This is a genomic window from Vreelandella hamiltonii, from assembly GCF_014651775.1.
GTDB lineage: Bacteria > Pseudomonadota > Gammaproteobacteria > Pseudomonadales > Halomonadaceae > Vreelandella > Vreelandella hamiltonii.
Window position 1 is genome coordinate 262648 of sequence record NZ_BMXN01000002.1, and the last position, 18855, is coordinate 281502.

Sequence of the window (18855 nt, forward strand, 5' to 3'; positions counted from 1 at the left end):
ACTTTCGCTGCAGGAAAGGATCACAATGCGCTTAACCTCCATTCGTCTTGTCGGGTTCAAGTCCTTTGTCGATCCGGTCACCGTACCCTTCGATGGCAACATGACCGCCATCGTGGGGCCCAACGGGTGCGGCAAGTCCAATATCATCGACGCCGTGCGCTGGGTCATGGGCGAGTCGTCTGCCAAGACCTTGCGCGGCGAATCCATGGCCGACGTGATCTTCAACGGCTCGACGGGGCGCAAGCCCGTCGGGCAGGCCTCTATCGAACTCAAGTTCGACAACCGCGACGGTGGCATGGGCGGTGTCTATGCCCAGTACGCTGAAATTGCCGTCAAGCGCCTGGTCACCCGAGACGGGCAGTCCAACTACTTCTTCAACGGCCAGAAGTGCCGCCGCCGGGACATCGCCGACCTGTTCATGGGTACCGGCCTTGGCCCGCGTTCGTATGCCATCATCGGCCAGGGCATGATTTCGCGGCTCATCGAAGCGCGCCCCGACGACCTGCGTGCCACCCTCGAAGAGGCCGCCGGTATCTCCAAGTACAAGGAGCGCCGCCGGGAAACCGAAAACCGCATGCGCCGCACCCAGGAGAACCTGGAGCGCCTGGACGACATCCGCGACGAGCTGGACAAGCAGCTGGAGCGCCTCAAACGCCAGGCCGAAGCTGCCAAACGCTACCAGGAGCTCAAACAGCAAGAGTACCGCTTAAAAGGCGAGTTGGCGCTGCTGCGCGGCCGCACCCTGCGGGCCGAACAGTCTCACCAAGAGAGCCGTGTCCGCGAGCTGGAAATTGCCGTCGAGAAAGACGTGTTTGGCGTGCGTCAGTGCGAAACCCGCCTGGAGCAAGCCCGCGAACAGCACGACGAGCTGGCCGACGTGCTGGACCGCCACCAGCAGCAGTTTTATGAAACCACCACGCGCATTGCCCGCTTAGAGCAGGACCAAGCCCACCGCCGCAGCCGCGAAGCGCAGCTGGCTAACGACATTGCCACCGCCCGACGGGATCTCGACGAGCAGCGCCAGGTCAGCGAGGGCGACCAAGAGCGGCTCGCGGTGATCGACGAGCGCTTTGAGGAGCTGCTGCCCGAGCACGAAGCGCTGGAAGAGCAGCTCGAAATGCTCGAACAGACCCTGGCCGACGCAACGCCAGCGCTGGAGGCCGCCGAGCAGCAGTGGAGCGATGCCGAGAATCGCTGGCGCGAAGCCAGCCGCGATGCCGACCGCCGCCAGGATCAGCTGCGTGATCTGGAGCAGCGAATTGCCCGCCTCCAGGCCCAAGGCCAGCGCCGCCGCCAACAGCGCGGCGAGCTGGCCGACATGGCCGCCTTGCGCCAGGAGCACGCCGAGCATCACGCTCGCTTGGCCGAGGCCGACCAGCGCGCCGCCACGTTCCAGAGCCAGCGCGAGCAGTGGCAGCAGCGCTTCAGCGATGCCAAGGCGGCTTATCAGCAAGCCCAGGAAGCGCGAGACCAGCAGCGTCAGGCGCTCAGCCAGCAGCAGGGCGAGCTGGCATCGCTGCAAGCATTGATCGATGCCGCTCTGGCGGACCACGACCCTCAATCCAGCGAGGCGCTGGCAGCACATGGCTTGGCCGAGGCGCCGCGGCTGGGCGAGGCCATCGACGTGTCGGCGGGCTGGGAACGAGTGATTTCCTGGCTGTTGGCCCCCTGGCTCAACGCGCGGCTGGTGGCCACCCAACAGCTGCAGGCGCTACCCGAAGCACTGGCCACCGACTGGTGCCTGATCGACCAGGCGCTGCCCGCCGGGCTGCCCAATACGGGCCAGCGGCTGCACGCACTGGTCACCGGGGCGGGGGCCTTGAGCGAGTGGTTGGCGAGCATTCACTTCGTCGACAGCGCGGATGACATTGAGGCGCTGCTGCCCAGCCTGGCCAAGGGTGAAAGCGTGGTCAGCCGCGATGGTGTCTGGCGTGGGCGGGGGTGGCTGCATCAGCAGGCCAACGGCGAAGGCGTGGATGCCCTGCTGGTGACCCGCCGCCGCTTCACCGAGCTTGCCGAGCAGCGCGCCCAGGCCGAAGAGGCGCTGGCGCTGCTCGATGCGCAGTGCGACACGGCCAGCGAGGCGCTGGACGCGCTGGAGGAGCAGCGTGAGCAGCAGGCCGAGCAGGAGCGTGATCACGCCAGCGCCCGCCAACAGCTGGCCATCCAGGAGCAGCGCCTGGCCCAGCGGCTGGAGCATCTGCAAGGCCGTGCCGCCGAGCTGGACGATGAGCTGGCCCAGCTGCAAGAGGATGAGGCGGAGTTAACGCTTACTTTGGAAGAGCAGCGCGCCCGCTGGCATACCGCCATGGAGCAGCTGGAAGCCGCCTCCGAAGCCCGAGAAACCAGCGCCGAGCAGCGCCATCAACAGCGTGAGCAGCGCGAGCGGCTCAATCAGCAGCACGCCCCGCTCAAGGCACGGCAACAGGCGCTGGCGCTAGAGCGGGAAAGGTTGAAGGCCGAGCGTGACAGCCTTCAAGCCCAGCAGGCCCGCTCCAGCGATAGCGAGGCGCGGCTGACCCTGCGCATTGCCGAGCTGGAAGAGTCGCGGGAAATGCTGGTAGAGCCGGATGAACTCGCCAGCGAAGAGCTGGAAGAGCTGCTGCATCAGCGCGAGCAGCAGGAGCGCCGCCTGAACGAGACGCGCCAGCAGGCCCAGGCCCTGGCCGAGCAGCTGCGCAATGACGAGCTGGCTCGCCAACAGCACGAGCGCAATCTGGAGCAGAGCCGCGAACAGCTACAGCAGCGGCGCATGGATGTGCAAGCGCTGGCGCTCAAGGCGGCCACCCAGGACGAGCAGCTGGCGGAACTGGGGCACAATGCCGATGAACTGGCCGAGACGCTGCCCCAGGACGCCAGCGAACCCACCTGGCAGGAGCGGCTGGAGAATACCTCCGAGAAGATTCGTCGCCTGGGCGCCATCAACCTGGCGGCCATCGAAGAGTATGACCAGCAGGCGGAGCGGCGCAACTACCTGGAAGCCCAGCATGCAGAGCTCAGCGAAGCGCTGGAGACTCTGGAGCGCGCCATCAAGCGCATCGACCAGGAAACCCGGGTGCGCTTCAAGGAAACCTTCGAACAGGTCAATACCGGGCTGCAAACCCTGTTCCCCCGAGTGTTCGGTGGCGGGGCTGCCTGGCTGACCCTGACAGGAGACGACCTGCTGGAAACCGGTGTGGCGATCATGGCACGCCCACCGGGCAAGAAGAACAGCACCATTCACCTGCTGTCCGGTGGCGAAAAAGCGCTCACGGCGCTGTCGCTGGTGTTTGCCATCTTCCAGCTCAACCCCGCGCCGTTCTGTATGCTCGACGAGGTAGACGCGCCGCTGGACGATGCCAACGTGGGGCGCTATGCCAAGCTGGTCAAGGAGATGTCGGAGAACGTCCAGTTCATCTACATCACCCACAACAAGATTGCCATGGAAGCCGCCGAGCGCCTGATGGGGGTGACCATGCAGGAGCCCGGCGTCTCGCGGCTGGTGTCGGTGGGCATCGACGAAGCCGCCGCGCTGGTGGATTAGCCTTCGCCCAGCTCCCGCATCACCGCGTACAGCGCCGATTTCGCTTCGAAGCCCACGCCGGGAATGTCCGGTAACCCCACGTAGCCATTCTCGACGCGAATGCCGTCGGCAAAGCCACCGAAGGGCTGGAAAACATCCGGGTAGGACTCGTTGCCTCCCAGGTGCAGCCCCGCCGCGATATTCAGCGACATTTGGTGGCCACCGTGAGGCACCACGCGGCGTGAGGACCAGCCAAGCTCATCCATGACTTGCAGCGTGCGCATGTACTCCACCAGGCCATAAGAAAGCGCGCAGTCGAACTGCACGAAATCTCGGTCTGGGCGCATGCCGCCATGACGGAGCAGGTTGCGCGCATCCTGATGGGAGAACAGGTTTTCGCCGGTGGCCATGGGCAGGCTGTAATGGTTGGCCAGTTCCGCCTGCAGCGCGTAATCCAGCGGGTCTCCGGCCTCTTCGTACCAGAACAGGCGGTAAGGCTTCATTGCCTCGGCGTAGGCAATGGCCGTTGGCTGGTCGAACCGCCCGTTGGCATCGACCGCCAAGCGGCTGCCATCGCCCACCACCTCCAGCACGGCCTCGATACGGCGCAGGTCTTCATCCAGAGAGGCCGCGCCAATTTTCATCTTCACTACCTCGTAACCGCGGTCCAGGTAGCTACGCATCTCGTCTTGCAGCTTGGAATGGTCTTTGCCGGGGTAGTAATAGCCTCCTGCCGCATAGACCCACACCTTGTCGTCGGCCTGCCCGCCGCGATACCGGTCGGCCAGCAGGCGATACAGCGGCTTGCCCTCGATTTTCGCGACGGCATCCCAGATGGCCATGTCGATCGTGCCTACCGCCACGGAACGCTCGCCGTGGCCGCCTGGCTTCTCGTTGGTCATCAAGGTTTTCCAGATCGCGAACGGGTCCAGGTTGTCGTTCGCATGGTCGATCAGGCTGTTCGGGTCGGCCTCCTTGATGCGATCCAGGAAACGGTCGCGCATCAGAGCACCCTGGCCATAGCGTCCGTTGGAGTTGAATCCGTAGCCAATCACAGGCTTACCGTCACGGATGACGTCGGTGACGACTGCCACCACCGAACAGGTCATCTTGGAAAAGTCGATGTACGCATTGGCGATGGGGGAGGCGATAGAGACGGTTTTCTCACGAATTTCCAGAATACGCATGGCAGGCTCCTCAAACAGTGGTCGCATCACCATAGGGGGTGACAGTGGCGGCTGACTAATGCTATTAGTCAGCTACCCCATGCTGAAATGGCATTGCCCGCGATGGAACTGAACTGGTTGGAAGACTTCAATGCCCTGGCCGAACACGGCAGTTTCATCCGTGCCGCCCAGGCGCGCCATGTGACGCAACCCGCGTTCAGCCGTCGAATCAGAGCGCTGGAGCAGTGGATGGGGGTGGCCCTTTTCGTGCGCACGCCCCAAGGCACCACGTTGACCGAGGCGGGCCAGCATATTCAGGCCAGTGTCATCGATTCCACAGGGCGACTCTATCGTTTACGCAGTGAAGCCCAGGAAGTTGCCCAGCGTGCAACGGCGGCGCTCCAGTTTGCGGCCACTCATTCACTCTCGTTTACTTTCTTTCCGCGCTGGATACGCCAACAGGAGCAAAGTGCCGCGCTGCATGCCGTACAACTTCACTCCGATACCATGGCCAACTGCGAGCAGCTCTTACTGCGCGGAACGGCACAGTTTTTATTGAGCCATCGAGACCCCGCCGTCGACTCGCCTCTGGAAGCGGAGCACTTCGAGAGTCTCACCGTCGGTCAGGATCGATTGATTCCTCTGGTGGGGCGCGAGCTGGGGCTTGGCGCGGCTTCCTCTTTTTTTCCTTATTTAGCGTACACTGACGCCTCGGGGCTAGGGCGCATCTTGCGCCATCGTCTGGGTCAGCGGCAGCCAGCCACACTCTCTTCCCAGGCCCATTTCAGCAGCCATCTGGCCGCCGTGCTGATGTCCATGGCCATCGAGAACAAGGGGTTGGCCTGGCTGCCTGAAAGTCTTTCCGAACAAGAAGTTGCGGAAGGGCGCCTGGTGCGCGCGCTGCCCCCGGAGTGGGACGTGCCGGTGGCCATTCAGCTGACACGGCCACGCCAATTGGCCAGCCCCTTCGCCAGCGCGTTTTGGCAAACGCTGGTGGCTACTCAGAGAGGTCAGAAAGTGATCACTCGATAGCGGCACTTTATGGGCTTGATAAGGTCTTTAGATTGGCCTAAAAAGCGTATATGCAAGTTTAAAAGTGCAAATGCCTGCAAAAAGTGGCCCTTTTTGTAATAATCGCGCTATGCTTGGCACTAAACGTATCTTGATAAGAAGGTCCCCCATATTTGGGTGCCGCGCACGCGCTGCATCTGGTAACCGGTTAGTTGACCCATGGAATGCTCGACATGGAATTAAGAGAGTGGTTAATCATTCTAGGACTGGCTCTGGTGTCGCTCATCGTCGTTGATGGTGCGCGAAGGCTTCAGCGTCAACGTCGTGTCCCGCAGCTGGATCAGGCTGGCAAGGATCTGCCCGCCGTCAAGCCGGAAGAGTTGAGTGACGAGGCCAAGGAAGCGGAAATCAACTGGGAACTGCCCAATGGCGGTGCTCGGGTCGTCAAACCCGCCGATTACAGTGGCCTGGGCCAAAAGCCCAAGTTGAAGCGTCAGGACCACCCCGGGCCTTCCAAAGTCCTTTCTGACTTCCGCCGCTCGTTTGCTCAATCCGTGACCGCAAACGCCAAGTCGTTTACTTCGAAGTCTTCCAAACCTGCCGTGGCCCAGTCGGCAGCAGCGAACGGTGAGACCGCCAAGCGCAGCGAGCCCCCGAAGGCGGCTCCATCACGTGCCGAACCGTCGATGTCCCCGTCGCCCGTCTCAACTCCTGTTGCACACAGTGCCGTGCCCGAGGCAGCGTCCGCTGCTTCCCGAGAAGCCGCCCATAGCGAGCCTCGCCGTGAGCCCAGCCTGTTCGCGGGTGAGCCGGCGTCTCAGCATGAAGCTGTAGCTCCAGAAGCCACTGTTTCAACTGTTTCAGAAGCCAATGCTCCAGAAGCCATCGCTTCAAAAGCCATTGCTTCAGAAAGCACCGTCTCAGAAGCCAAGACTCCAGAATCTCTGGTGTCAGAAGAAACTGCAGCCCCAGAAGCTGTGGCTCCTGAAGCTATCGCCGTGGCGTCTGCTGCTCCGGTTCCCGTCGAGTCAGCCATCCAGCAGCAGCCTTCTCCAGAAACGGCTGCTCCTACGGTATCCGAGCCTGCGGTTGAGCCCGTATCCACCGCAGCGGCTGCTGAAGACGACCACAAAGCCACGGCGGCCGCTGCCGCTGAGAGCGTCGAGCCTGTTCTGTCCGCCACGGACACGCCGGAAAGCACGCCGCTGAGCGCCGTAGAGCCGGAACCCGATGCCGAGCCGGTGCTGCGCGCCGAGCCGAAAGATGCCGTCTTTGCCAAGTCCTCCGAGACGCCCAGGCGTCGGCAGCTGCGTTCGGATATCGCAGGCGACGTGGACGAGCTGGATGACGACGAGGTAGACCGCTACCGCCTGGTCGACTTCGAAGGTATTGGCCGCTCCTTCAAGCGCCGTATCATCGAACGCCGCAAACAGAAAGCGATCAAGAAAGCCGAAAAAGCCAAGCGTGCCGAAGCGCTGGCCAAGCAGAAAGCCGAGCGCAAAGCCCTGGAGGCCGAGCAGCGCCGCGTGGCCAAGGAAGCGGCAGAAGCAGAGAAAGCGCGCATTGCTCAGGAAAAAGCCCAGGCTCGCGAGCTGGCGGCGACGGACGCTGCTGCCAAACGCACCTCGCGTGGCAAGGCCCCGGCGCTGGACAGCTACGATGACGCCGACCGCTACGCAGCCCCCGCCGCTGCCCGCGGTGCCTATGACGATGCTGCTTCCCATCATGATGACCGCTATGCGGCTTATGATGCGGGTCGCACCGATGCTGCCGACTACGATGATGCCTACGCAGAATTCGATGGTGCCTATGAAGAGCCTGCCTATGAGGCACGCGAAAGCGTGGTACGCGCTCATCCGACGCTGGAGAAAGCGCTGCGCCACGACGTCAACGGCGAACACGCACGAGAAACCCTGGCCGATGCCGAAGAGATGATCGTCATCAGCGTGCTGTCTCGCGACCCGGAAGGGTTCGACGGCAGCAAGCTTCTGGAACTGATGATGGCGTGTGGCCTGCGTTACAGCCGTACCATGGGTGTCTTCCACCGGTTCGAAACCGAAAGCGCCGAGAGCGAGCTGCAGTTCTCCATGGTGAACGTGCTGAAGCCCGGCACTTTCCCCATCGAAGAGATGGACGAGTTCGTCACCCCTGGCATCACCTTCCTGATGCCGCTGCCCGGCGCGCTGGATAGTGCGGCTGCCTTCGAGGCCATGGTGGAAACCGCCATGGTGGTGGTGCGCCACATGGGCGGCGAATTGAAAGACGAGAACCGTAGCGTCATGACGGCGCAAACCATCGAGTTTGCCCGCCAGCGGGTGCGCGAGTTCGAGCGTCGTCATCGACTGCATCGCCAGTTGCAGGCACGCTAAACGTTTCTGTCATGCCCACACCCGCCTTCTACCCGAAGGCGGGTGTTTTTGTTATTGCCGTTTCGATTGCTGCGCGTTTTTAATACTGTCCATTTTTATGTCGCACTGACCCCTTTTTTCATCTGTTTCGGAATGCCCGCATGAGTTCGCTAGACCCCGCCCTGCTAGAAGAGATTGGCCAATTGCGCGCTGATCTGGATGACGCCAATTATCGCTACTACGTGCTGGACGAGCCCACGCTGACCGATGCCGACTACGACCGCAAGCTGCAACGTTTGCAGCAGATCGAGGCAGAACACCCTGACCTGATATCGCCAGACTCGCCCACCCAGCGAGTGGGCGCGGCACCGGCGGAAGGCTTTCCGGAAGTGGCCCATGCCATTCCCATGCTGTCGCTGGACAACGCCTTCAGCCGTGAAGACATCATCGCCTTCGCCCAGCGGGTGGCCGAACGTCTGGAGTGCCAGCCCGAGGAGATCGAATTCAGCTGCGAACCCAAGCTGGATGGCGCAGCGGTCTCGCTGGTGTACGAACAGGGTGTGCTGGTCAGCGGTGCAACGCGCGGCGATGGGCGTACGGGCGAGGGTATTACCTCCAACCTGCGTACCTTGCGCTCGGTGCCGCTGAAGCTGATGGGAGGCACGTTGCCCGAGCTGGTGGAGGTGCGTGGCGAGGTCATCATGCGCCACGCCGGGTTCGAAGCGCTGAACCAGCGTGCCCGAGACGAGGGCAGCAAGGTGTTTGCCAACCCGCGTAACGCGGCAGCAGGCAGCCTGCGCCAACTCGACCCGCGCATCACCGCAACGCGACCGCTGGAGTTCCACGCCTATCAGGCGGCGCGGTTGGAGCCCGATATGGGCGATACCACCCATAGCGCCTTGATGGCCAGGCTCTCCCAACTGGGGTTCAAAACCAGCGCCGAGCTGAGCGTATTGCAGGGGCCAGACGCCGTAGCCGACTACTGTGAACGGCTGGGCGAAAAGCGTGACCAGCTGGGCTACGACATCGACGGCGTGGTGATCAAGGTCAACGACCTGCGCCACCAGCGGGAGCTGGGCTTCGTGGCCCGCGCGCCACGCTGGGCGGTGGCTTTCAAGTTCCCTGCCCAGGAAGAGGTCACGCTGCTCAACGACGTGGAGTTTCAGGTCGGCCGTACCGGCGCGATTACCCCGGTGGCACGGCTGGAGCCGGTCACGGTGGCTGGGGTGACCGTGTCCAACGCCACGCTGCACAATGCCGACGAGATCGAACGGCTGGGCGTCATGATTGGCGACACCGTGGCCATTCGGCGGGCGGGGGACGTGATTCCTCAGGTGGTACGTGTCGATGTCGAGAAGCGGCCTGCCGAAGCCCGCGCCATTGTGTTCCCTGACCAGTGCCCGGTGTGTGGCTCCGAGGTCGAGCGCCTGGAAGGCGAGGCGGTGGCCCGCTGTTCCGGCGGCCTCTACTGCGCGGCCCAGCGCAAGGAAGCGCTCAAGCACTTTGCCAGCCGCAAGGCCATGGACATCGACGGCCTGGGGGAGAAACTGATCGAGCAACTGGTCGAGCAGGACTGGGTCAAGACCCCCGCCGAGCTGTTCCACCTGACCGTCGAGCAGCTCAAAAGCCTGCCGCGCATGGGGGAAAAGTCCGCCACCAATCTGGTCAATGCGCTGGAAAAAGCCAAGCAGACCACGCTGCCACGGTTCATTTACGCACTGGGCATTCGTGAAGTGGGCGAAGCCACCGCTGCCAACGTGGCCAACCACTTTGGCACGCTGCAAGCCCTTCAGGAGGCCGACACGCCCGCGCTGGAAGCGGTCAACGACGTGGGGCCCATCGTGGCGAAACACATCCATACCTTTTTCCGGCAGCCGCACAACCTCGACACCCTGGATGCGCTGATTGCGGCGGGGGTCGTCTGGCAGGAAACCGAGGTGGCCCAAGGGCCCACGCCGCTGGAAGGTCAGTCCTGGGTGCTGACCGGCGCCATGGAGAGCATGACCCGTGACGAAGGCAAGGCGCGTTTGCAGGCGCTGGGGGCCAAAGTGGCGGGCAGCGTGTCCAAAAAGACCACCTGCCTGGTGGCCGGTGAGGCTGCGGGCAGCAAGCTTACCAAAGCCGAGGAACTAGGCGTCGAAGTGATCGACGAAGCCACCTTTATCGAGCGTTTGAGCGCGTGGGAGCAGAGCGAATGAGCCGTTTCATAGAAGTACCCGCCCGCATGCTGCCGCCCGAGACGCTGGATGCGCTGCTGGAGGCGTTCGTGACCCGCCAGGGCTACGATACCACCGATACCGGTGAAGGCATGCGCGGCTGGGTCGCCGAGGTCAAGCGGCAGCTGGAGCGTCACGAGCTGATCATCGCCCATGACCTGGAGCTGGAAATGACCGAAGTGATGACGCTCGCCCAATGGCGTGCCTTTGGGCGAGAGCTGGCCGATGACGAGGAAGAGGGCGATTACTGAGCGCGGATCAGCGCACTGATCAGGCGCCTTCCCGGGTGCAGGTGGTCCACCAGCGGCTGCTCCAGGGGGAGCGGCTCATCGCACAGGCTGGAAGCCAGCACTTCGGCGCACAGCGGCGCGCTGGCCAGCCCACGAGAGCCGTGGGCAGTGGAGATCCACAGCCCGCCATGGTGTTGGCCTGGGGTCTCTGGCACCTTCGAGGCATCCTTGGCCAGCGCCGCGTAGGCCGTGCGCCACGCCGCCGCGTCGGGCACTGGCCCGGCATAGGGTGTCTTGTCGGGGCTGGCGGCGCGCAAGGCGGCTCGGCCCGTCAAGGTGCTGGGCGTCAGCGGCCCTGTGGCGGCCTCCAGCGCCGCGACCCAGTCAGGCAAGGCCTGGCGCAGCTCGTCGATATTGCGCTGATGGTCTGCGTCGGCGGTGTGGGTAGTGGCATCGTTGGGCACGAAGCTGGCGCCGAAGGTGAGCACGCCCTCCAGCGGCGGCGAGACATAGCCCCCCGCACACACCACGCGCTGAGGAGCCGCCGTGCCCTCCGGCAGCGGTAGCTCGCTCACCTGGCCGCGCACCTGCTGCAGCGGCAGCTCCGCCGTCTGGGCGAAACCGTTGGCCAATGACGCCGTGGCAATCACCACCTGGTCGGTGGCCAGGGTGTCGCCGTTGGCCAGGGTGATCTGCCAGCCCGCTGGCGTGGCGTGCAGCGCCGTGGCTTCCCCGTGGCGCAGGGTAATGCCGGGGTGTTGCAGCAGTTGCTCGCACAGCCGTTTGGGCTGTACCCATCCCGCCTGTGGGTAAAAAAGGCCCTGTGCCGCTGCCGTGGGCACTCCGGCCAGCGCGTCGGGGGCCTCGCTGGCCGCGACCAGCGTTTCAGGCAGCGGGTGGTGGGCCATGAAGCGCTGCTGGCGGCTCGCCTCTTTCTCGCTCAAGGCCAGCTGCACTACGCCGCAGGGCTGCCAGAGCGGCGGCTGCTGTGGCCCCGCGGCCGCGAGTTGGCCCAGCCAGCGCTGGCTGTAGAGCAGCCCCGCCAGGTAGAAGCGGCTCTGCAGGTTGGTTTCCACCGCAAGCTTCACGTACAGCGCCCCCTGCCGATTACCCGACCCGCCCGCGCCGGGCTGCTCACGCTCCAGCACCGTTACCTGGCGGCCGCGCCGTGCCAGGGCGGCCGCCACGCTGCTCCCGGCCATGCCTGCGCCAATCACCACGATGTGCTGTGAGCGAAGGGTGGGCGGTGGCGTAAACCACGGCGTCCGCTGGCGGCGGTTGTCCACAGGCGGTGTGGCAATACTGCCGGCCAGCATTTCCCGCTTTCGACCGAAGCCAGGCACCTTCTGCCAGGCGAAGCCTGCGGCTTTCAGGCCGCGCTTGACGATCCCCGCGCAGGTGAAGGTGGCAAAGGTGGCTCCGGGCCGCGAACGGGCCGCCATGGCAGCAAACAGCTCGGGCTGCCACATCTCCGGGTTTTTGGAAGGGGCAAAGCCATCCAGGAACCAGGCATCCACCTGGCCTTGCAAGGCTTCCAGTCGTTCGGTGGTGTCGCCAAAGTGCAGGTCCAGGGTGACGCGTTCGCTCAGGTGCAAACGGTGAACGCCGCTGACGGGATCGGGCCACAGGGCGCAGAGCGCCTGTGAATAACTGGCCAACGATGGCCAGGCGCTCAGGGCACGCGCCAGGGCAGTGTGGCCTAACGGGAATTTTTCGGTAGAGAGCAGGTGCAGCCGTGCCCCTGGCGGGGCGTGGCGTTCGAAGCAGGCCCAGGCACACAGCATGTTCAGCCCGGTGCCAAAGCCGGTTTCTCCAATCACGAATGCTCGGGGTGCCTGCCACTCGGCAAACCGCTGGGGCAGGTGGTTGGCCGCCAGAAAGACGTGTTCGGTTTCCGCGCGACCGTCCTCCCGGGAAAAATAGACGTCACCGAAGGCATCGGAGTGCGGGGCATCGTCGCTCCAGGAGAGCGTCGGGGCGGTCATGGCCGCCAGCGGGGGCAGGTCAGTGGGGCGCTGGGTCACGCGAATATCCGTGGTGGTCGAAGGGTGAACGAAGGTGGTCAAAAAATGATCAATTTGTTCAGCAGGGCGCTATCTCTGGCTTATAGAAAAGCGTCCGCCGTGTTTTCACAGAGTTTTCCACAGGCTCTGTGAAAAAGCAGGCGGACCCTCCACAGTCGCCCTTGTGGGTCAAGGCAAAACTTTCTTGAACGGCTTAACAATTACCTTGGCATAGACCCCGGCAATGATGTATGGATCGGCGTCCGCCCAGGCCTTGGCCGCTTCCAGGCTGTCGAATTCGGCCACTACAAGGCTGCCGCTAAAGCCCGCTTCGCCGGGGTTGTCGGTGTCGATGGCCGGGTGGGGGCCAGCCAATACCAGACGGCCTTCGTCACGCAGCGCTTCCAGCCGTGCCAGATGGTCCGGGCGGGCGGCCAGTCGGCGCTCCAGGCTATTGGCCACATCTTCACTGATAATTGCATACAGCATGGGGATAACTCCTTGAAGGCAGTGCGGTTGGGGAAGCCTTGCAATCGCTCCCGGCATTGACCGCGTGCTGGTTAACGCGCACCATGGCGAGCTGTTGTTGTACCACACGCCTATTCTGACAAACTCGCCACACGGCGTCATGCTAATGCCACGACTTCCTGAAGCTTTTCCCCCTGCACTGCCCCGTGTGTTCGATGCCGATCAGCGCTACCCGGTCGATTTGCACATGCACTCTACCGCCTCGGATGGGTCGCTGCCGCCTGACGAGCTGGTGGCGCTGTGCGCCGCCCGAGGCATGACGCACATTGCCCTCACCGACCACGACACCATGGATGGCACGGCAGAAGCCAGCCTGGCCGCCGAGCAAGCGGGCCTGTGCCTGGTGCCCGGCTGCGAGTTATCCACGCGCTGGCAGGGCATCAATATTCACGTGGTGGCGTTGATGCCGGGCGGCCTGCAGGGAGCGCTGGTGGAGGGCCTGGAGCAGCAGCGCCAGGCGCGTATCCAGCGGGCTGAAGTGATAGCCGAGCGGCTGGAGAAAATGGGCCTGCCCGATGCGTTGGCCAAGGCCCGCGCCCAGGCCGGCAGCGACCGCCCGCTGGGGCGCCCGGATTTTGCCCGTGCCTTGGTGGCGGAAGGCGTGGTGGCCGACTGGGCCGGAGCCTTCAAGCGCTACCTGGGCAGCGGCAAGAAGGGCGATGTGAAAGCCCACTGGCCCGAGATTGCCGATGCCGTGGGCTGGGTGGTGGCGTCCGGCGGCGTCGCGGTGCTGGCCCACCCGCTGCGCTACGGGCTGACCCGGCGCAAGCGCGGCCTGTTGCTGGATGCTTTCACCGCCGCAGGGGGCGAGGCGGTCGAGCTGGTCAGCGGCCAGCAAAACCCGGACAGCACCCGTGACCTGGCGCGTCAGCTGGTGGAGCGCTCGCTGTACGCCTCGCTGGGCAGCGATTTTCATTTTCCCGGCAGCCACGCCGCCCCCGGCAGCATGAGCGTGGTGCCACGTACCGCCGCGCCGCCCATCTGGGAACACCCCCGGCTGGCGCACATGCGCGATGCCGCGCCGGGCATGCTGGCGGCTGGGTGATCACGCGCCGTATCGGCTAAGCTGTAGGTATCGCGCCAACGAATGTGCAACGAACGGACCGCCGAACGGCAGGAGCAAGCGATGAGCCAATATTTCCAGATTCACCCCGAGAACCCGCAAAAACGGCTGATCGATCAGGCCACCGAGATCATTCGCAAAGGGGGCGTGGTGGCGTACCCCACGGATTCCGGCTATGCGCTGGGCTGCCACCTGGGCGAAAAGAAGGCCATCGAGAAGATCAAATGGCTGCGCTCGCTGGACGACAAGCACAACTTTACCCTAATGTGTTCGGACCTTTCCGAGATCGGTACCTACGCCAAGGTAGACAACGCCGTGTTCCGGCTGCTGAAAGCCCACACGCCGGGGCCTTACACCTACATTCTGGATGCCACCACGGAAGTGCCGCGCCTGCTGCTGCACCCCAAGCGCCGCTCGATAGGCGTACGCGTGCCGGACCACCGGATTACCCACGCCTTGCTTGAAGCGCTGGGTGAGCCGCTGATGAGCGTGACGCTGATTCCGGTGGGGGAAACGCTGCCCATGAGCGACCCGGAAGAGATCCGCGAGCGCTTTGGGGCGCATCTGGATCTGATCATCGACGGCGGCGCTTGCCACCTGGACCCGACCAGCGTCATCGACCTGCGCGAACTGCCGCCGACCATCGTGCGGGAAGGGCGCGGCGACACCACGCCTTTCCAGTAGCGTTTCACTCGTTCTCTTTCACAAGCCCTTTTTCCAGCTGGCCATGACGCCAGCGCTTCCCGGCGCTGGCGTTATTGTTGGGGGGCTTCCTCGGGCGGTTCTTCCTTGGGCTTGCGCGGGTCTTCGCTCTCTTCGTCCAGCCAGGTGCCACAGCGCAGGCAGTAACGGGCGCGCTTTTCGTGGCGGTCGTGGCCGCAGCCGGGGCAGGCTTCTTCCGAGTAGCGGTCTTCGCGGATGGAGCGGATCACCTGGGCCGAGAATACCCCGGTGGGCACGGCAATGATCGAGTAACCAATCAGCATCAGGATGACGGTGATGGCCTTGCCCAGCGGCGTAGCGGGCACGATGTCGCCGTAGCCCACCGTGGTCATGCTGACGATGGCCCAGTAAATGGAGATCGGGATGCTGGTGAAACCTGCCTCGTCGGACTCGATGGTGTACATCAGTGCGGCAAACAGCGTCACCAGCATCAGAATGCTGAAAAAGAACAGCAAAATCTGACGCAGGCTGCGCTTCAGGGCATCCAGCAGCAGCCGTGCTTCCCCGACGAACTCCATCAGGCGCAGGATGCGGAAAATGCGCAGCACGCGCAGAATCCGCACGATCACCAGCGCATGGGCGCCGGGCAACAGCAGCACCAGCCAGGTGGGGATGATCGCAATCACATCGACCACCCCGTAAAAGCTCTTGAGATAGACGGTGGGCCGCTCCAGGCAGTAAAGACGCACCAGCAGCTCAAGGCTGAACAGCAGCGTGAACATCCACTCCATGTAGAAAAACAGCGAGTCATAGCGCTGGGCGTACTGCTCTACGCTGCCCAGCAGAATCACCGCCACGCTCAGCAGGATGGCGATGATCAAGGCGATATCGAACGCTTTGGCCCCCGGGGTATCCGACTCGAAAATCACGTGGAATAACCGCGTGCGCAATCCTTCGGCACCGGGGCTGAGGTCAAAGCTCATGGTTTCGTCCTGAAATAAGCGGCCAAGGGGGATGCGTTTCAGCGTAGCGCGGTTTGCTGGCCAAGGCGACGGGCCAGCGTCAACGCTGCAACGCCGTACGCCGCCGTGGGCTGGCCGGTGGTGCCCAGCTCGGCCGTCAGCGTGAGGGCCTCGCGCCGTGCGGTGTCATCCAGCGCTGGGTGTTGGGCCAGTTCACTCAGCGCCTGTTGGGCCGCCGCCAGGTGCTCGGGGTGGCCACTGTCATGGAAGGCGTCCAGCGCCACGGTGGCGCGGTGCAGCCATGCGCTGGGGGTGCTGGCCTCGGGCAGTGTCCACTGCTGCTGGCCCAGGGCATTGCCTCGGGCGGCCTTGCTGCTGTCGGAAGGGCGCAGTGCCACCCGCTCTGCCAGTGCCAGGGCCAACCCCCATAGCGCATCGGCGCTGCCCTCTTTCAGCTCCAGTTCGACCTCGCCAATAGGGGCGCGGGCGCTGCCCGCCACGATTTCCCCTTCGTCCACCACCAGCTCGATGGCGCTGCCTTGCCATGCCAGCTGCCAGGTACGGCGGTGGAAATCGGTGCTCAGCGTGGGTTGCAGCGCCGCTATCTGTTCGGCCAACGGCCCTTGAAACGGCGGCAGCTTGGCCAGCCCGACCTGGTCGAGGGCGTGCTCGTCCAGCGGCCACTCCCACTCTTCACGACGCGATAACCCGCCGCCGCCCTGGCCTGCGGTCTTGACCGTTTGCAGCACGCGCTGGCCCAGTCGGCGCAGCCGAACGGCGACCCGGCCAGCGGCCAGATGGCCCTGGGGAGTATCGAAATAGGTGTTGGTCAAGGCCTGCTGCTGGGGCGGCTCTGCCAAGAGCGGATGGGCCAGCAGCGCGTCGAGCGCGCCGGGCCCCAGGGCCAGCTTCAGTTCGACTTCCTGAGGGGCTGCCGGATGAGGGTGTTGGGTCATGACGCTTCCTGCCAAGTGGTCTATGTTGCTTATTGATGACGGTTGAATGAACTTTTTATGACGAAGCCGAGCGCACTCTTTATACTGTCGCCCGCCATTTCCAGGCTCCCCGAAAACAGGCTAAAGGCTCTATGGTAACCTCCAACCCTTTTTCCGCGATGTTTGGCCGCTCGCCATTCCAGCCGCTGCTGGCCCACATCGTCAAGGCCAATGAATGCGCCGACCTCCTCCTGCCGTTCTTCGAAGCGACCCTTGCCGGTGACTGGGACGCCGCCGCCGAGCTGCGCGAGCAGGTGACTTCTCTGGAGCACGAAGCCGACACCCTCAAGACCGAGCTGCGGCTCAACCTGCCCAACAGCATGTTCCTGCCGGTATCGCGCTCGGACCTGCTCGACTTGATCAGCGTACAGGACAAGATCGCCAACAAGGTGCGTGACATTACCGGCATCATGCTGGGCCGTAAAATGCGCGTGCCCGACGAGCTGGCCGATTTGATGCGCGAGTACATGGCCACCAGTGTGGCCTGCGTGGCCCAGGCGCGCCAGGCGCTGGAAGAGTTGAAGGACCTGCTGGAGTCCGGCTTTGGGCGCAACGTCTCGGACGTGATGCAGAACATGATCCGCGAGCTGCACGTGCTGGAGCACCAGGCGGATGATCAGCAGGTGGCGATTCGCCGCCGTCTTTTCGAGCTGGAAAGCCAGCTTCCCCCCGTGGACGTGATCTTCCTCTACAAGATCATCGACTGGGTCGGCGAAGTTTCCGACCGCGCCGAACGCGTGGGCAGCCGCCTGCAGATCCTGACCGCACGCTAAGGGGCTCCCATGCAGATTATTGCTCAGCACGGTGACATCTTTATCATTCTGGCCTGCCTGTTTGGCTTCTTCATGGCCTGGGGGGTGGGTGCCAACGACGTGGCGAACGCCATGGGCACCTCGGTGGGATCGAAAGCGATCACCATCAAGCAAGCCATCATCATTGCGGTCATCTTCGAGTTCCTGGGGGCCTGGCTGGCCGGGGGCGAAGTCACCGCCACCATTCGTGGCGGCATGCTGGACCCGGCACTGCTGGAAGCCAACCCGCAACTGCTGGTATACGGCATGTTGTCGGCCCTGCTGGCGGCGGGTATCTGGCTGATGATTGCCTCGGCCAGAGGCTGGCCGGTGTCGACCACCCACTCGATCGTGGGCGCCATCGTGGGCTTTGGTGCCGTGGGACTGGGCGTGGAAGCCGTGGCCTGGAGCCGCGTGGGCACCATTGCTTCCAGCTGGGTCATTTCGCCGCTGTTGGCGGGCACCATCGGCTTCGTGCTGTTCAAATCGGTGCAGTACCTGATTTTCGAGAACAAGGACCCGTTTGCCGCCGCCAAGCGCTACGTGCCGGGCTATGTGTTCCTGGTAGGCTTCATCGTCTCCATGGTCACCCTCACCAAGGGGCTGACCCACGTGGGGCTCGACCTGAGCTTTGGCCAGAGTTTCCTGCTGTCGATTCTGATCGGCATCGTGATCATGGGCGTCGGGGTGGTCATGCAGCGGCGTATCAAGTACGTGCAGAGCGCCAGCGACCACTTCGGCTATGCCAACGTGGAGCGGGTGTTCGGCGTGCTGATGATCTTCACTGCCTGTGCCATGGCGTTTGCTCATGGCTCCAACGACGTGGCCAATGCCGTTGGCCCGCTGGCGGCGGTGATCAGCGTGGTGCGCAGCGACGGCGTGATCGACAGTTCCGCGCTGGTGCCCTGGTGGGTGCTGGTGCTGGGCGGTGGCGGCATCGTGTTTGGCCTGGTGACCTACGGCCATAAGGTGATTGCCACCGTGGGCACCGGCATTACCGAACTGACCCCCAGCCGTGGCTTTGCCGCCACGCTGGCGGCAGCCACCACCGTGGTGCTGGCTTCGGGCACCGGGTTGCCCATCTCGACCACCCACACGCTGGTCGGGGCGATCCTCGGCGTGGGCCTGGCCCGCGGCATGGCGGCGCTGAACCTGCGGGTGATCGGCACCATCGTCATGTCCTGGCTGATTACCCTGCCCGCCGGGGCTGGGTTGGCCATCGTGTTCTTCTTCATGTTCAAGGGCATGTTCGGCTGATACACCTCTCCCCAGGCTAACGCTTGGCGGGTATACGGCGGCACCTTCGGCAGCCGGTCTCGACAGGAGATCGCTGCAATAGAAGGTGCCGCTGTTTTTTATGCTCTGTTAAAGTAAGCG

General features: G+C 63.9%; 14 protein-coding genes. 9 read left to right on the top strand and 5 right to left on the bottom strand.

Annotated features, from left to right (window positions below; all coding sequences use genetic code 11):
• The first annotated feature begins 25 nt into the window (after positions 1–25).
• Positions 26–3523 (top strand): chromosome segregation protein SMC, encoded by a 3498-nt coding sequence (gene smc / locus IE091_RS03050; protein ID WP_189462793.1) that lies wholly within the window; start codon positions 26–28, stop codon positions 3521–3523.
• On the opposite strand, the gene IE091_RS03055 is transcribed toward smc, so the two are convergent.
• The gene (locus tag IE091_RS03055) at positions 3520–4689 is read right to left on the bottom strand and encodes a mandelate racemase/muconate lactonizing enzyme family protein (protein ID WP_039183523.1); all 1170 of its coding nucleotides are present in this window, start codon (positions 4687–4689) and stop codon (positions 3520–3522) included. The two genes, smc and IE091_RS03055, sit on opposite strands and share 4 nt — an antisense overlap.
• Before the next feature lie 102 nt (positions 4690–4791).
• Between IE091_RS03055 and IE091_RS03060 the strand changes: the two genes are divergently transcribed.
• The 4 genes from IE091_RS03060 to IE091_RS03075 all read left to right on the top strand — a co-directional run bounded on the left by IE091_RS03060 (position 4792) and on the right by IE091_RS03075 (position 10494).
• Positions 4792–5700, top strand: a complete 909-nt coding sequence (locus IE091_RS03060; protein WP_189462795.1) for a LysR family transcriptional regulator — start codon at positions 4792–4794, stop codon at positions 5698–5700.
• A gap of 212 nt (positions 5701–5912) precedes the next feature.
• Positions 5913–8048 carry a cell division protein ZipA gene (zipA, locus tag IE091_RS03065; RefSeq protein ID WP_189462796.1) on the top strand — a complete coding sequence of 712 codons (2136 nt, stop codon included), beginning with the start codon at positions 5913–5915 and terminating at the stop codon, positions 8046–8048.
• A 140-nt stretch (positions 8049–8188) separates the two neighbouring features.
• A complete protein-coding gene (gene ligA, locus IE091_RS03070; RefSeq protein WP_096923409.1) occupies positions 8189–10225 on the top strand; it encodes an NAD-dependent DNA ligase LigA in 2037 nt (678 codons plus the stop codon).
• A complete protein-coding gene (locus tag IE091_RS03075; RefSeq protein WP_016914817.1) occupies positions 10222–10494 on the top strand; it encodes a YheU family protein in 273 nt (90 codons plus the stop codon). The genes ligA and IE091_RS03075 overlap by 4 nt, the downstream gene beginning before the upstream one ends.
• Here IE091_RS03075 and mnmC read toward each other — a convergent pair.
• Both mnmC and IE091_RS03085 read right to left on the bottom strand, forming a co-directional pair.
• A complete protein-coding gene (gene mnmC / locus IE091_RS03080) occupies positions 10488–12458 on the bottom strand; it encodes a bifunctional tRNA (5-methylaminomethyl-2-thiouridine)(34)-methyltransferase MnmC2/FAD-dependent 5-carboxymethylaminomethyl-2-thiouridine(34) oxidoreductase MnmC1 (protein WP_229800727.1) in 1971 nt (656 codons plus the stop codon). The genes IE091_RS03075 and mnmC overlap by 7 nt on opposite strands.
• 207 nt (positions 12459–12665) lie before the next feature.
• On the bottom strand, positions 12666–12965 hold the full coding sequence (locus tag IE091_RS03085; protein ID WP_016914815.1) for a YciI family protein: 300 nt from the start codon (positions 12963–12965) through the stop codon (positions 12666–12668).
• 145 nt (positions 12966–13110) lie between these two features.
• Here IE091_RS03085 and IE091_RS03090 point away from each other — a divergent pair, with 145 nt between their 5' ends.
• Both IE091_RS03090 and IE091_RS03095 read left to right on the top strand, forming a co-directional pair.
• Positions 13111–14049, top strand: a complete 939-nt coding sequence (locus IE091_RS03090; protein ID WP_189462798.1) for a PHP domain-containing protein — start codon at positions 13111–13113, stop codon at positions 14047–14049.
• 81 nt (positions 14050–14130) lie between these two features.
• Entirely contained in the window at positions 14131–14751 is a 621-nt protein-coding gene (locus IE091_RS03095; RefSeq protein ID WP_016914813.1) for an L-threonylcarbamoyladenylate synthase, read from the top strand.
• A 71-nt stretch (positions 14752–14822) separates the two neighbouring features.
• On the opposite strand, the gene IE091_RS03100 is transcribed toward IE091_RS03095, so the two are convergent.
• Positions 14823–15713: an ion transporter gene (locus IE091_RS03100; RefSeq protein ID WP_039183515.1), complete on the bottom strand. Its 891-nt coding sequence runs from the start codon at positions 15711–15713 to the stop codon at positions 14823–14825.
• Positions 15714–15751: 38 nt separating this feature from the next.
• Entirely contained in the window at positions 15752–16648 is an 897-nt protein-coding gene (locus IE091_RS03105; RefSeq protein WP_189462799.1) for a CYTH domain-containing protein, read from the bottom strand.
• Between the two features lie 131 nt (positions 16649–16779).
• Between IE091_RS03105 and IE091_RS03110 the strand changes: the two genes are divergently transcribed.
• The gene (locus tag IE091_RS03110; RefSeq protein ID WP_039183511.1) at positions 16780–17460 is read left to right on the top strand and encodes a TIGR00153 family protein; all 681 of its coding nucleotides are present in this window, start codon (positions 16780–16782) and stop codon (positions 17458–17460) included.
• 9 nt (positions 17461–17469) lie between these two features.
• Complete coding sequence (locus IE091_RS03115) at positions 17470–18735, top strand: inorganic phosphate transporter (protein ID WP_189462801.1); 1266 nt, start codon at positions 17470–17472, stop codon at positions 18733–18735.
• Positions 18736–18855: the final 120 nt, after the last annotated feature.

What these genes read in the sequence shown, in the direction of transcription:
- smc (WP_189462793.1), top strand. Translation starts at nt 26, where the DNA reads ATGCGCTTAACCTCCATTCGTCTTGTCGGGTTCAAGTCCTTTGTCGAT.
- IE091_RS03055 (WP_039183523.1), bottom strand. Translation starts at nt 4,689, where the DNA reads ATGCGTATTCTGGAAATTCGTGAGAAAACCGTCTCTATCGCCTCCCCC.
- IE091_RS03060 (WP_189462795.1), top strand. Translation starts at nt 4,792, where the DNA reads ATGGAACTGAACTGGTTGGAAGACTTCAATGCCCTGGCCGAACACGGC.
- zipA (WP_189462796.1), top strand. Translation starts at nt 5,913, where the DNA reads ATGGAATTAAGAGAGTGGTTAATCATTCTAGGACTGGCTCTGGTGTCG.
- ligA (WP_096923409.1), top strand. Translation starts at nt 8,189, where the DNA reads ATGAGTTCGCTAGACCCCGCCCTGCTAGAAGAGATTGGCCAATTGCGC.
- IE091_RS03075 (WP_016914817.1), top strand. Translation starts at nt 10,222, where the DNA reads ATGAGCCGTTTCATAGAAGTACCCGCCCGCATGCTGCCGCCCGAGACG.
- mnmC (WP_229800727.1), bottom strand. Translation starts at nt 12,458, where the DNA reads ATGACCGCCCCGACGCTCTCCTGGAGCGACGATGCCCCGCACTCCGAT.
- IE091_RS03085 (WP_016914815.1), bottom strand. Translation starts at nt 12,965, where the DNA reads ATGCTGTATGCAATTATCAGTGAAGATGTGGCCAATAGCCTGGAGCGC.
- IE091_RS03090 (WP_189462798.1), top strand. Translation starts at nt 13,111, where the DNA reads ATGCCACGACTTCCTGAAGCTTTTCCCCCTGCACTGCCCCGTGTGTTC.
- IE091_RS03095 (WP_016914813.1), top strand. Translation starts at nt 14,131, where the DNA reads ATGAGCCAATATTTCCAGATTCACCCCGAGAACCCGCAAAAACGGCTG.
- IE091_RS03100 (WP_039183515.1), bottom strand. Translation starts at nt 15,713, where the DNA reads ATGAGCTTTGACCTCAGCCCCGGTGCCGAAGGATTGCGCACGCGGTTA.
- IE091_RS03105 (WP_189462799.1), bottom strand. Translation starts at nt 16,648, where the DNA reads ATGACCCAACACCCTCATCCGGCAGCCCCTCAGGAAGTCGAACTGAAG.
- IE091_RS03110 (WP_039183511.1), top strand. Translation starts at nt 16,780, where the DNA reads ATGGTAACCTCCAACCCTTTTTCCGCGATGTTTGGCCGCTCGCCATTC.
- IE091_RS03115 (WP_189462801.1), top strand. Translation starts at nt 17,470, where the DNA reads ATGCAGATTATTGCTCAGCACGGTGACATCTTTATCATTCTGGCCTGC.